The organism is Micromonospora phytophila (genome assembly GCF_023656545.1).
Taxonomy (GTDB): Bacteria; Actinomycetota; Actinomycetes; order Mycobacteriales; family Micromonosporaceae; genus Micromonospora; species Micromonospora phytophila.
In genome coordinates, this window is the sequence record NZ_JAMOKF010000160.1 from 1 (window position 1) to 11,946 (window position 11,946).

At 71.6% G+C, this 11,946-nt stretch carries 13 protein-coding genes and 2 pseudogenes; 9 read left to right on the plus strand and 6 right to left on the minus strand.

Annotated features, from left to right (window positions below):
* Positions 1-125 precede the first annotated feature (125 nt).
* The gene (locus NCC78_RS18785) at positions 126-398 is read right to left on the minus strand and encodes a hypothetical protein (RefSeq protein WP_250795958.1); all 273 of its coding nucleotides are present in this window, start codon (positions 396-398) and stop codon (positions 126-128) included.
* A 266-nt stretch (positions 399-664) separates the two neighbouring features.
* Between NCC78_RS18785 and NCC78_RS18790 the strand changes: the two genes are divergently transcribed.
* The 4 genes and pseudogenes from NCC78_RS18790 to NCC78_RS18805 all read left to right on the plus strand — a co-directional run bounded on the left by NCC78_RS18790 (position 665) and on the right by NCC78_RS18805 (position 5,124).
* Positions 665-1,327, plus strand: a complete 663-nt coding sequence (locus NCC78_RS18790; RefSeq protein ID WP_250795959.1) for a pentapeptide repeat-containing protein — start codon at positions 665-667, stop codon at positions 1,325-1,327.
* A gap of 213 nt (positions 1,328-1,540) precedes the next feature.
* Positions 1,541-2,260, plus strand: a pseudogene (locus tag NCC78_RS18795) (CDP-alcohol phosphatidyltransferase family protein); the annotation flags it as partial.
* A 257-nt stretch (positions 2,261-2,517) separates the two neighbouring features.
* Complete coding sequence (locus tag NCC78_RS18800; protein ID WP_372495158.1) at positions 2,518-4,257, plus strand: sulfatase-like hydrolase/transferase; 1,740 nt, start codon at positions 2,518-2,520, stop codon at positions 4,255-4,257.
* 42 nt (positions 4,258-4,299) lie between these two features.
* Complete coding sequence (locus tag NCC78_RS18805) at positions 4,300-5,124, plus strand: FkbM family methyltransferase (RefSeq protein WP_250795960.1); 825 nt, start codon at positions 4,300-4,302, stop codon at positions 5,122-5,124.
* Between the two features lie 99 nt (positions 5,125-5,223).
* On the opposite strand, the gene NCC78_RS18810 is transcribed toward NCC78_RS18805, so the two are convergent.
* Complete coding sequence (locus NCC78_RS18810) at positions 5,224-5,880, minus strand: DUF2306 domain-containing protein (protein ID WP_308220924.1); 657 nt, start codon at positions 5,878-5,880, stop codon at positions 5,224-5,226.
* A 189-nt stretch (positions 5,881-6,069) separates the two neighbouring features.
* On the opposite strand from NCC78_RS18810, the gene NCC78_RS18815 reads away from it, so the two are divergent.
* The 3 genes from NCC78_RS18815 to NCC78_RS18825 all read left to right on the plus strand — a co-directional run bounded on the left by NCC78_RS18815 (position 6,070) and on the right by NCC78_RS18825 (position 8,202).
* Positions 6,070-6,771, plus strand: coding sequence for a TetR/AcrR family transcriptional regulator (locus NCC78_RS18815; RefSeq protein WP_250795971.1), 702 nt, complete (start codon positions 6,070-6,072; stop codon positions 6,769-6,771).
* An 88-nt stretch (positions 6,772-6,859) separates the two neighbouring features.
* Entirely contained in the window at positions 6,860-7,408 is a 549-nt protein-coding gene (locus NCC78_RS18820; RefSeq protein WP_250795963.1) for a hypothetical protein, read from the plus strand.
* A gap of 59 nt (positions 7,409-7,467) precedes the next feature.
* The gene (locus tag NCC78_RS18825; protein WP_250795964.1) at positions 7,468-8,202 is read left to right on the plus strand and encodes a Clp protease N-terminal domain-containing protein; all 735 of its coding nucleotides are present in this window, start codon (positions 7,468-7,470) and stop codon (positions 8,200-8,202) included.
* A 3-nt stretch (positions 8,203-8,205) separates the two neighbouring features.
* On the opposite strand, the gene NCC78_RS18830 is transcribed toward NCC78_RS18825, so the two are convergent.
* The 4 genes from NCC78_RS18830 to NCC78_RS18845 all read right to left on the minus strand — a co-directional run bounded on the left by NCC78_RS18830 (position 8,206) and on the right by NCC78_RS18845 (position 10,829).
* Complete coding sequence (locus NCC78_RS18830) at positions 8,206-8,724, minus strand: hypothetical protein (protein WP_250795965.1); 519 nt, start codon at positions 8,722-8,724, stop codon at positions 8,206-8,208.
* A gap of 127 nt (positions 8,725-8,851) precedes the next feature.
* Complete coding sequence (locus NCC78_RS18835; protein WP_250795966.1) at positions 8,852-9,079, minus strand: DNA repair protein; 228 nt, start codon at positions 9,077-9,079, stop codon at positions 8,852-8,854.
* A 33-nt stretch (positions 9,080-9,112) separates the two neighbouring features.
* Positions 9,113-10,141: a sensor histidine kinase gene (locus tag NCC78_RS18840; protein ID WP_250795967.1), complete on the minus strand. Its 1,029-nt coding sequence runs from the start codon at positions 10,139-10,141 to the stop codon at positions 9,113-9,115.
* Positions 10,134-10,829, minus strand: a complete 696-nt coding sequence (locus tag NCC78_RS18845; RefSeq protein ID WP_250795968.1) for a response regulator transcription factor — start codon at positions 10,827-10,829, stop codon at positions 10,134-10,136. Before NCC78_RS18845 ends, NCC78_RS18840 begins: the two co-directional genes overlap by 8 nt.
* Positions 10,830-10,957: 128 nt before the next feature.
* Here NCC78_RS18845 and NCC78_RS18850 point away from each other — a divergent pair, with 128 nt between their 5' ends.
* Together NCC78_RS18850 and NCC78_RS18855 are read left to right on the plus strand one after the other, a co-directional pair.
* Positions 10,958-11,539: a DUF4396 domain-containing protein gene (locus tag NCC78_RS18850; RefSeq protein WP_250795969.1), complete on the plus strand. Its 582-nt coding sequence runs from the start codon at positions 10,958-10,960 to the stop codon at positions 11,537-11,539.
* Positions 11,540-11,712: 173 nt separating this feature from the next.
* Positions 11,713-11,946 (plus strand): annotated as a pseudogene (locus NCC78_RS18855) (GNAT family N-acetyltransferase); the annotation flags it as partial.

The following is an 11,946-nucleotide window of genomic DNA, read 5'->3' on the forward strand; positions in this document are numbered from 1 at the left end:
TGGTTTAGTCGCCTTTGCTCGTACCGAAGGCCCTTCACCATGTCACGCCGCCACGCCGGCAACGAGCGCGATCATCAATCTCTTGCGCGATCCGCCGACACCCCGAACCCCTTATTTACCAGGCTCTAAGAGGTCCTAACAAAGTTCTTGTACAGCGCGAGCAGGGTCCGCTCGTGATCCTCCGGTGCGAGCGGCAGCTCCCACACGGCCTGCATGACGTAGGCGCGATCGACGTCGAACCATCGCGCACTGTCGCACGGGGACTCGAACTCGCGCTGCGGTGCCGGCAGTGCCCCGAACTGCTTCCGCGCGGCGTCGGCGGCGACCTCCCGTACGATCGCCCGCGTCCGGTCCCGCGACATCTCCTCCGGCGGCTGCGGCGCATCATGGTCGTCCACGGTGCAGCCCGTCGCCAGTCCCCATGCCCAACAGCGCCCCCGCCACCCTGAGAAGACGTCGCATGGGCGGCATCCTATGGGTGCTAGGGCGACTCCTGCCGCTGTAGGGGCCGGGCACACACGGGGCACAAGACGCCGTGAAACGTCATTAACCATTGACCAACCATGAAGCCCGAGGCGCCGTGCGAGCAGCAACCCGCCGACACGCGGAACGATCGGATGAGGGGGTGGCGTGCCCACCCCAAGCCCGGACAGGTTGAGGAGACATGCGCACCACGACGGTCGGCGACGTGAAGATCCTGCTGCCGGACCTTGACCCGGACGACCTCGACAGGGTGACCGAACTGGCCGATGGCCTCACCGAGGCTTCCGTCGAGGGTGCATCGTGGCGCGGTGTGCGGCTGGAGGACTGCCGCATCCGCAGCAGCCGGATCACCGGCGGCGACCTCAGCGAGAGCACCTGGGAAGCCGGCAGCCTCTACGGCTGCGAAGTCACCCGCACCGACTTCTCCGGTGCCACCCTGACCGGCATCACCATCGAGCGGTGTGCGATCACCGGTTCACGGTTCACCGGCACCAGACTCACCGACGTACGCCTCAAGGACGTCCTGTTCGACGGCTGCCGCTTCGACTATGCCACCTTCCAGCGTGTCACTGCCGCCGGCTCGGTCGCCTTCACCGACTGCACCCTCACCCACAGCACCTGGTCCACCTGCCGACTTCCGGGAATCGCGCTGCGGTTGTGCGACCTCGCCGGCTTGGAGCTGAACTCCTGCCACCTCGACGGCGCTGACCTGCGGTCCAGCAGCCTCCGAGGGCTCAAGGCGCCACTGGACAACCTGTCGGGGGTCACCCTCGCCGAGGGCCAGCTTCCTGACCTCACCCAGCTCGCCGTCACCGCCCTGGGCCTAACCGTCCGCAACGACTGACGTGCGGATTGGTGGACAGCGGCCCGGACTCGAACCGTCCGCCACTACCTCGATGACGCCGACCACGCCCGCCACTGCTCAGCCATCGCCGCGTTCACCGGAATCTCCTCCTTCGCGGCCACGATCTCCTGTTGATCCGCGTTCAGAACGAACCGATCGGCCGTATTTCCCGTGTTGATGGTCAGGGTCGCAAACCAGAGTCACGGAGGCAGGATGCCCACGGTTCGAACTGGTCCGGTAATCGGATTGATCGTGCAGATCGTCCTGCTGGCGGTGCTCGCCGGGACGGTCGGCCTCGGCGCGGCGGGGTGGTTGGCGGGGCTGGGGTACGGGGTGGTCCTGTGCGCCCTGCTCAGCCGGGGGTTGACCCGAACGGGTGCGCGCGGTCTCGGCCCGGCCGACCGGGTGACCCTGGGCCGGGCGATCCTCGTCGGCGGCGTGACGGCACTGGCGGCGGAGTCGTTCGACCGGCCGGCACCGGTCGCGCTGATGGGCGCCCTCACCGCCGTGGCGCTGGCGCTCGACGCGGTGGACGGGTACACGGCCCGACGTACCGGCACCACCAGCGAGCTGGGCGCCCGCTTCGACATGGAGATCGACTCTTTCCTGGTGCTGGTGCTATGTGTCCACGTGGCACCGTCGGCGGGCGGATGGGTGCTCGCGATCGGCGCGATGCGGTACGCCTTCGTCGCCGCGAGCTGGGTGCTGCCGTGGATGCGTGGCTCGTTGCCGCCGCGCTACTGGCGCAAGGTCGTCGCGGCGACCCAGGGTGTGTTCCTGATGGTGGTGATGGCCGACGTGCTGGACAGGCCGGTGACGATCGCCGTGCTGGTGGTGTCGCTGGCGCTGCTCGTCGAGTCGTTCGGCCGCGACGTCGGGTGGCTGTGGACGACCCGCCGCGCCCGCCGGGCCTCGACCGGCCAGGACACCCCGGCCTACCTGGGCACGCGAGAGATCCCGATCCGTTCGGGCACGCTGGCCCACTCGGGGCGTCTGCCCGGCCAGGGGATCCAGGGCTTCCCTGCCTACCAGGACACCGGCTCCGCGCGGGGCGGGCCGGCCGAGGGGACGACGGGTGAGCCGCCGTGGCACGAACGGCCGAAGGTCACCGCGGCCCGGGACCGGATCGTCCGGGTCTGAGCCCGCGCCCCGATGCTGCGCCACCACGATCACCCGGAAGGACGCTCCAGTTGTCGCTTTTGACTCGGGTACGCCGGCTGCCGACCCAGCGACGGAGGGCGGTGCGGGACGACCCGGCGGCGGGCGAAAACCTCGGCGGTACGCCGGGCGGTGCCGCCGACGACGGCCCCGGCGCCGCGGGCCGGACGAAGCATTCCGTCCGGTCCCGGCTGGCGACCGTCCTGGCCGCGCTGCTGGTGCTGCTCGCGCTCACCGCGCCGTACGACTTCGGCCGCCTCACGCCGGGCGCGTTCGTGCGGATCCCCCTGGAGGCGCTGCTGGTCGTCGCCCTGCTGCTCGCACTGCCACCCCGCGGGAGTCGGCTGGTCGCGACGCTCGCCGGGGTGGCCCTGGGCCTGCTGGGCGTGCTGAAGCTGCTCGACCTGGCGTTCTCGGCATCGCTCAGCCGGGCCTTCGATCTGGTGCTCGACTGGGCGCTGCTCGACGAGGCGTTCGGTTTCGTCTCCGAGTCGTTCGGCCGGCCCGGCGCGGTCGGCGCCGCTGTCGGCCTGGCGCTGGTCGCCGTCGCCCTGCCCGTCCTGGTCACGTTGTCGGTGCTGCGGCTGAGTCGCCTGGTCGTCCGGCACCACACCGGCACCACCCGGGTCGTCGCGGCGATGGTGGTCGTCTGGGTGGCGTGCGCCGCGTTCGGCGTCCAGGTGGCTCCGGGCGTACCGGTCGCCGACACCTCGGCGACGACGCTGGCCAACGGCCACGGGTTCCAGGTGCGCCTGCGTCTGAACGACCGGAAGACGTTCTCCGCCGCGATCGGGGCCGACGCGTTCCGGGACACGCCGGGCGACCAGCTGCTGACGGCGCTGCGCGGCAAGGACGTGGTCGTCGCCTTCGTGGAGAGCTACGGCCGGGACGCGGTCGAGGACCCGGAGTTCGCGCCGCAGGTCGGTGCGGTTCTCGACGACGGGACCAGCCGGCTGCGCTCGGCCGGTTTCGCCGCGCAGAGCGGCTTCCTCACCTCGCCGACGTTCGGCGGCGGCAGTTGGCTGGCCCACGCCACGCTGCTCTCCGGCCTCTGGATCGACAACGACCAGCGCCACCGCACCCTGCTGGCGAGCGACCGGATGACCCTGGGCGGCGCCTTCCGGCGGGCGGACTGGCAGACCGTGGGTGTGATGCCCGCCGTCACCAGGGCGTGGCCGGAGGGGGCCTTCTACGGCTACGACCGGTTCTACGACGCCAACACGCTCGCCTACCGCGGCCCGAAGTTCAGCTTCGGCACGATGCCCGACCAGTACACCCTGTCCAGCTGGCAGCGACTGGAGCAGGCGAAGCAGGACGGCCCGGCGGTGATGGCGGAGATCGCGCTGGTGTCGAGTCATTCCCCCTGGACGCCCGTCCCGCGGTTGATCGACTGGACCGACGTCGGTGACGGCGCGATCTTCCGCGACGCCGCTGGCGGCGCGAAGGGCGCGACGCGGCGCAGCACCACCCGGATCCGGGCGGACTACCGGCGCTCCATCGAGTACACGCTGAGCACGTTGATCTCCTATGTGGAGACCTACGGTGACGACGACCTGGTGTTCGTCTTCCTCGGCGACCACCAGCCCGCCCCGGTGATCACCGGCCAGAATGCCAGCCACGACGTGCCGATCACGATCATCACCCGCGACCGGGCCGTGCTGGACCGGATCTCCGGGTGGGGCTGGCAGGACGGGCTGAAGCCCGGCCCGCAGGCTCCGGTCTGGCGGATGGACGCCTTCCGGGATCGGTTCCTGACCGCCTTCGGGCCGTGAGCCCGGCCGACCTCCCGCCCCCCTCACGGATTGAACGGATAGATGACGGACACGTTCGCCAGCAGGATCGCGGCGCTCAGGAACGATCCGGCCACGGCCCTCCTGCGCCGGTCGTTGGACTTCTACTACGGAGACCCCGAGCGCGACGCGAAGATGGACGCCTTCTACTCCCGTTTCGTCACGAGCGGGGACCTCGTCTTCGACATCGGCTCCCACGTGGGTGACCACATCGGCAGTTTCCGCCGCCTCGGGGCGCGGGTCGTCGCCGTGGAGCCGCAGCCGGTCTGCCTGCGCGCCCTGCGTGCCATCTACGCTGGCGACGATCAGGTCACGGTGGTCGAGGCGGCGTGCGGCGCAGTCGCCGCAAGAGTGCGCTTCCATGTCAACTCCGCCAACCCCACCGTGTCGACCGCCTCCTCCCACTTCGTCCGGGCGGCGGAAGGTGCGGGCGGGTGGGAGGGCCAGGTGTGGGACTCGGAGATCGAGGTCCCGGTCGTCACCTTCGACGCGCTGATGGACCGGTACGGCGTGCCGACCTTCGCCAAGATCGACGTGGAGGGTTTCGAGGACGCGGTGCTGGCCGGCCTGAGCCGCCCGCTGCCTGCCCTCTCGTTCGAGTTCACCACGATCGCGCGCGCGGTGGCCCACCGGTGTCTCGACCGCCTGACCGCGCTCGGCTTCGACGGCTTCGACGTCGCGCTGGGCGACGACAAGTCGATGACGTTCCAGCGCTGGATGTCCGCGGACGACATGGCGGCACACCTGCTCGCGCTGCCGCACGACGCGAATTCCGGCGACGTGTACTGCGTGTCCCGGGACGTTGCGGCCACCAGCCACGATCCGTCGGGCGTGGCTGGCCACCAGTAGCAGAGGCCTTCACCCGCGACGCGATCCCGCTGCGCCGGGCGGGTCGACCCCGGACGCGGACACCGGCTTTCCCTGGGCTCGGCCATCAGCAACTCGCCGTCACCGGTTGGCAGGAACGTCCACGCGGGTCGGTGCTGTCCTCGCGGTCCGGGTTGGCTTGGCCGGGCGCTTGCGGAGCGCCCACTCGGTCACGGCAAGGTTGATCACCCAGCCTGCGACCATCAGCAGCGTTCGGCCGAGCCCGTCCGGTTGGCCGACCAGCAGAATCCAGGGCAGGTGGGTGAGGACTTGAGTACCTGCCCCGAGACCGATCGCGTAGCCGCGGGCCATCCAGGCACGGTGACGGGCGATGTCCCGGCGCCGGATGGCGGCGACGCCGAGGACGATGCAGCCGATCATGGCCGAGCCGAATACGAGCCGGACGCCGGTCAGGAGTTGGTCATCGATGGGAGGGCGGGGATAGAACAGCGTCATCCACAGACCCGACAGTGCCGCGGCGAGCCCGAGGGGGATCAGCAGCCGGCCGGCGGCGCGGTGCCAGCCGGGCCTGCGGCGGCGCAGGCCGCGGGCGAACTGGGAGGCGCCCAGCAGGCAGTACAAGCTGGCGCCGACGATGTGCACCAGCACGGGTGCCGGCGAGGCGAAGAACCGGGCGTTGTGCGGCGTGACCGTCGCACCACCACCGGTCAGTTCGGCGAACCGGGCGGCGCCGGCGATCACCGGAACGGCGCTGAGCATGATCAGTCCTACGGGCACCAGCCACTCTCGCTTGGTGGAGGAGATCACGCGCAGTCCCTTCATCATTCCGGCCCGTCCTTCGGCCGGCCATGTCTGAACGACATGAAGGTGTACGGCGTACACCGCTGCGTCAGAGTATGGTGTACGGCGTACACCGTCAAGCGTCGGGGTGTCGGTCGGCAAGTGTCCGAGAGGAAGGCGATCGCGATGGCCCAGCAGGTGGACGGTCCGCGTCGGGCCCCCCTCAACCGGGACCGCGTGCTGCGCGCCGCCGTCGTGCTCGCCGACGAGGCCGGGATCGAATCGCTGAGTATGCGCAACCTCGCCCAGGAACTGGGTGTGGTGCCGATGGCGCTCTACAAACACGTGGCCAACAAGGAACAGCTCCTCGACGGCATGGTGGACGTCGTCGTCGGTGAGATCGATCCACCGGTCCGCGATGCCGACTGGAAGGTCGCGATCCGTCAGCGCATCCTGTCGGCCCGAGCCGTGTTGTTGCGACACCCCTGGGCGTCGCGCGTCATCGAGTCCCGTCCCCAGCCCACCCCCGTCGTGCTGGACTACATGAACTCGATCGTCGGGATGTTCCGCTCCGGCGGCTTCTCCGTCGACCTCACCCACCACGTGATGCACGTTCTCGGCAGCCGCATGTGGGGCTTCACCCAGGAGTTGTTTCCCGCCTCACCGCTACCCGCTGACCCGGCGACGCAGACAGCCACGCTCCGCGAGTTGGCCGCCAGGTATCCGCACATCGCGGAGATAGCCATGGCCGTGACCCACGACGAAGGCTCGGTCGTGGGTCACGGCTGCGACGACCAGTTCGAGTTCGAGTTCGCGGTCGACCTGCTGCTCGACGGGTTCGAGAGGCTGCACCAGCGAGGGTGGGCGTCCAGGCGCTCCACCGGGTGACGCAACGACATGGGGCCACCGTGACGGTGGGTGCCCAGATGCCCTTTCAGGGGTGGTCACCCCCGCCCGGCGCCACCAGGATGCAACCGTGGCCTTCCCCTGCCCGCCGTCGAGCCGTCCCGCGCCACCGCGCCCCCGGACGCCGACCTGGGTCGTCGCCGTGATCACCGGGGGCGTCGTGTTCGCCGCCCTGTGCCTCGCCGCTGTCGCGCTGTTCGCGTTCTCGCGTACCCGCCACGATCGCATCGAGCTGATCGACACGCCGGAGGTCGCGCAGGCGGCGGAGGGGGCGTGCGCCACGATGCGCGCCCGTGTCGTGGCCGAGGCCGTGCCGTCCGGCGTGGCCGCCGAGGTGAAGGTCCGCTCCATCCGCGGCCAGAACGCCGCGGTGACGGACCTGGTCGCGCGGGTCCGTGGGCTGGGGGAGAAGCGGTTGCGTGAGGACGTTCCCACCGCCACCTGGTTGTCGGACTGGGAGGCCCTCGTCGAGGCCCGTGAGCAGTACGCCCGGGAGCTGTCCACCGGAGCGCGGCCCCACTTCCTCCTGCCGACCGCCGACGGCCATCCGCTCACCGAGCGGATGAACAGCGTCGGTCTGACCTTCCAGGTGCCGCCGGAGCTGGTCGATCTTCCCTGAGGTGCGCGACTCGTCAACCAGAGGTTGACGCAGCTCGGTCGTCAACCTATGGTTGACGCATGACGGAACCAACTCAGATGAGCACCCCCGTACGCCTGGACGACCTGATCCAGGGCATCAAGAAGGCACGCCCCGACGTCCTCGACCAGCTCGCCGACGCGGTCGTCGTGGGCGAGCACCTCGGTGACGTCGCCGACCATCTCATCGGCCACTTCGTGGACCAGGCCCGGCGCTCCGGAGCCTCCTGGACCGACATCGGCCGCAGCATGGGCGTGAGCAAGCAGGCGGCGCAGAAGCGCTTCGTCCCCAAGCCCACCGACGCGCCCCTGGACCCGCAGCAGGGCTTCGCCCGGTTCACCCTGCCCGCCCGCAACGTGGTGATGATGTCCCAGGAGGAGGCGCGCGCGGGCGGGCACGCCGAGATCCGCCCCGAGCACATCCTGCTGGGCCTGCTCGCCGAACCGGAGGCGATCGCCGCGAAGGTGATCGTGGCGGCGGGTGTGCCGCTGGAGCGGGTACGCGAGGCCGCGACGGCCGCGCTGCCGCCGTCGTCCGGCGGCGAGGTGCCGGCCCTGATCCCGTACGACGTGCCGGCGAAGAAGGTGCTGGAGCTGACCTTCCGGGAGGCGCTGCGACTCGGGCACAACTACATCGGCACCGAGCACATCCTGCTCGCCCTGCTGGAGCAGGAGGACGGCGACGGCGTGCTCACCGGCCTCGGCGTCGACAAGGGCGCCGCCGAAACGGCGATCGCCGAAGCGATCCGGGCTGCCGTGCAGGCCGCCAAGGAGTGAGCGTCAGGGCGCGGTCGGGAAGCCGTACCGGGCGGCGTGCTCCGGGTCGGCCGGGTCGATCTGGCGGATCCCGGCGTCGGCGAGGCGCTTGTTGACCTCGTCGAGCTGCTCGCGCACCAGCCGGGCCTCCTCCTCGGTCACCCGGCCCCGGTGCGGCTTGCCCGCGTGCTCGAGGGTGCCGTAGTCGATCTTCTCGGCGCTCCTGCGGGCCTTGGGCGGGCGGACCCGCTCGGCGGTCCTCAGCAGCTGCGCCATCGGCACGTCGGTGGCCATCGCGTCGAACTCGCTGGCGGTCAGCACCACCCGGCGCGGCTCGCCGCCGCCGTGCCGGTCGTGGATCTCGACCACCGCGACGTCCAGCGCGGCGTCGTCGATGTTCTCCACCTCGGTCGGGGTGGCGTCCAGCTGCACGGGCCCGGCCACCAGGTCAGGGTGCTCCAGGACGACGACGCGCACCACCTCGCCGTCGGGCTGCAGTACCGTGCCGCTGAAGTCGGAGACGTGGATCGTCTTCTTGCCCATGCGCGGAGCTTCTCCTGTCGTAGGCCGGGATTCCGGACCAGAAGAAATTACCCGACAGGTGTGCGAAAGCCCTCGCTGGACCGCCCGGGTGTGTCGCCACCCCGCCCTGGACGGTCGTCCGGACGCCTCAGCGGGTGTTGAGGCCGCGTCTGGTGGAGGCGCCGGCGGGCAGCTTGTTCAGCTCGCCCCAGCCGAGCGCGTTCGCGCCGGCGGTGGTCCGGCTGCCCCGGTACGGCGGCTGGGCCGGGAACCTCCCGGCGGCCTCCGGGCTCCGCCAGAGTCGCTCGGTGTCCTGCTCGTACCGGTCATTCGGCTGATTCGGCATGCCCATACCGTCCCAGAGAAAGGTGTCCATGTATGGAAATAGATATGACGGTCGATCGATGCCTCAGGTTCCCGCGACCGGCAACCTGATCTCGAAGCGGCATCCGTCGGCGACGTTGCGTACGTCTACCCGTCCGCCGTGTGCCTCAACCAGCCCGCGCACGATCGCCAGGCCCAGCCCGCCCGACCCCTCCGCCGCGCCGTTGCCCGTCCGTGGGGTGCGCGCCGGCTCGCCCCGGAACGCCACGTCGAACAGGCGCGGCAGGTCCGCCTCCGGGATCCCGCCGCAGGTGTCCGCCACGGCCAGCCAGGCGGTGCCCGCGTCGTGCCCGGCGTCGACCCGGACGGTGCCGTCGTCCGGGGTGTAGCGGACCGCGTTGAGCAGCAGGTTGCCCACCACCCGGGCCAGCTCCGGCTCGCTGGCGAGCACGGTGGGCCAACCCGACTCGGCGGCCTCCAGGCGGATCCGCCGGGCGGCGGCGAGCGGCTCGGCGCTGGCGAGGGCGTCGGAGACCACGTCGCCGAGCGGCACCGCCGACATCGACAGGCGCAGCGCCCCGGCGTTGATCCGGGACAGTTCGAACAGGTCGTCGACCAGCCGGGTCATCCGGTCGGTCTCCACCCGGATCCGGCGGTGGTACTCGGCCACCGTGCGCGGGTCGCGCACCACCCGGTCCTCCAGCGCCTCGGCCATCGCCCGCAGCCCGGCCAGCGGGGTGCGCAGGTCGTGGGAGACCCAGGCGACCAGGTCCCGTCGGCCCTGCTCGATCCGGCGTTCCCGCTGCCGCGCCTGGTCGGCCCAGACGGCGGCGGCGGCGAGCCGGCGGCCGAAGAGCCAGCCGACGGCGAGGCTGACCGCCGCCGCCGCGGCGAGGGTGATCAGCACGACGTCCCGGTCGTGCGCGGAGAGGAACATCGCCTCGGCGATGACCGCGACGCCGGCCGCCACCGCGGTCACCGTCACCGTCAGCAGGGCGACGATGTGCGCGGTGATCGAGCGCCCGCGCAGCAGCCGCAGGGCGAGCGCCCCGACCGCGCCGACGCAGAGCGCCGCCCCGAGCGCCGCCGCGAAGATCAGCGCAAGGTCACGCATCGGTCGGCTCGTAGCGGTAGCCGACGCCCCAGACGGTCACGATCCGTCGCGGGTTCGCCGGGTCGACCTCGATCTTCTCCCGTAGCCGCCGCACGTGGACGGTCACCGTCGACTGGTCGCCGAAGTTCCAGCCCCACACCCGTTCCAACAGCTCGGCCCGGCGCAACGCCCGGGCCGGGTGCCGCATCAGGTGCGTCAGCAGGTCGAACTCGCGCAGCGTGAGGGTCAGCTCGCGGCCGTGCAGCCGGGCCACCCGGGGGCCGGTCCGCACCTCCAGGCCACCGTCGGCCAGCACCTCCGGCAGCGCCCCGGCGGGCTCGCCGCCGGCGCGGCGCAGCACCGAGCCGACCCGCAGCACCAGCTCCCGGGGGGAGAAGGGCTTGCCCAGGTAGTCGTCCGCGCCCAGTTGCAGGCCGAGGACGCGGTCGGCCTCGTCGCCGCGTGCGGTGAGCATGATGATCGGTACGCCGTCCGGTCGGGCGCGCAGGCGCCGGCAGACCTCCAGCCCGTCCACGGTCGGGAGCATCAGGTCGAGGACGACCAGGTGGGGTGGCTCGGCGGCGACGGCGGCCAGTGCCGCTGCGCCGTCGCCCACGTGCGCGACCTGGTAGCCGGCGTGCTCCAGGTAGCGGCAGACCACGTCGCTGACCGTCCGGTCGTCGTCGACGACCAGCACCCGCTGCGTCACCCGGGCACCTCCCTCGTGCGGCCCAGCCTAGCCACGCGTGCCCGCGGTGACTGTTGCGAGCTTCTTACGTCTGCGGGGTGGCGCGCGCCACTTGAGAAGATACCCCTAGGGGGTATATGGTCTGCGGCATGACCGAAGCGAACGCGAACGCGAATCTCACCCGGCTGGCGATCACGGCGACCCTGCACTGCCTCACCGGCTGCGCCATCGGCGAGGTGCTCGGCATGGTCATCGGCACCGCCCTCGGCTGGTCCGACCTGTCGACCATCGCGCTCGCGGTCGGCCTGGCCTTCCTCTTCGGCTACGCGCTGACCGTCCGGCCGGTGCTGCGCTCCGGCGTTCCGCTGCGTACCGCGATCAAGGTGGCGCTGGTCGCCGACACGGTGAGCATCGCGGTGATGGAGGTGGTCGACAACGGCGTCATGCTCGCCATCCCCGGCGCGATGGAGGCCGGCCTGACCAGCGTGGTGTTCTGGGCCAGCCTCGCCGGGGCGCTCGCGGTGGCCTTCGTGGTCACCGTGCCGGTCAACCGGGCCCTGATCGCCCGGGGCCGCGGCCACGCGGTGACCCACCGGTACCACCACGGCGGGCACGGCGACGCGACGGTGGACCACGACCACGGCGCCGGCCACGAGGACGGGCACCGGGGTCACGCCGGTCACCAGGATCACGTCGGGCACGAGGGGCACGTCGGGCACGCCGACCACTGACCGGATCCGTACGCCGGGCGGGAGCCGCCCGGCGTACGGTGATCGGCGAACGGGCCCGGCCGCGGCGGACCGCGGGCCGGCCCACCACGATGACCGGTGCGCAGCCCGCCCGGCGCCACCCGCCGGCCGCGGCATTCCGCCGGCCCCGGGCCCGACCGCAGGGAGGTGAGTCGATGCTCGACCGGCGGCTCCACCTGCACCTGGCGAGCTGGCTCGGGCAGTGGCCGGCGGGGCCCGGGCTGCACGTGGTCGCCTCGCACCGCCGGGCCCGACCGGCGTGGGACGGGCGGCTCCGTCCGGCGATCGCGGTCAGCGCCGGTGCCAGCACCGTGCTCTCCGTGGCGCCGGAGCGGGTGAATGCGGTCCGGGAGCTGGCCCGGCGCGGGTCCGGGCGGCTGCTGGCCGGG

Excerpts from the sequence above, each read along its gene's own strand:
- NCC78_RS18790 (WP_250795959.1), top strand. The coding sequence starts at position 665 with ATGCGCACCACGACGGTCGGCGACGTGAAGATCCTGCTGCCGGACCTT.
- NCC78_RS18805 (WP_250795960.1), top strand. The coding sequence starts at position 4,300 with ATGACGGACACGTTCGCCAGCAGGATCGCGGCGCTCAGGAACGATCCG.
- NCC78_RS18815 (WP_250795971.1), top strand. The coding sequence starts at position 6,070 with ATGGCCCAGCAGGTGGACGGTCCGCGTCGGGCCCCCCTCAACCGGGAC.
- NCC78_RS18825 (WP_250795964.1), top strand. The coding sequence starts at position 7,468 with ATGACGGAACCAACTCAGATGAGCACCCCCGTACGCCTGGACGACCTG.
- NCC78_RS18830 (WP_250795965.1), bottom strand. The coding sequence starts at position 8,724 with ATGGGCAAGAAGACGATCCACGTCTCCGACTTCAGCGGCACGGTACTG.
- NCC78_RS18835 (WP_250795966.1), bottom strand. The coding sequence starts at position 9,079 with ATGGACACCTTTCTCTGGGACGGTATGGGCATGCCGAATCAGCCGAAT.
- NCC78_RS18840 (WP_250795967.1), bottom strand. The coding sequence starts at position 10,141 with ATGCGTGACCTTGCGCTGATCTTCGCGGCGGCGCTCGGGGCGGCGCTC.
- NCC78_RS18850 (WP_250795969.1), top strand. The coding sequence starts at position 10,958 with ATGACCGAAGCGAACGCGAACGCGAATCTCACCCGGCTGGCGATCACG.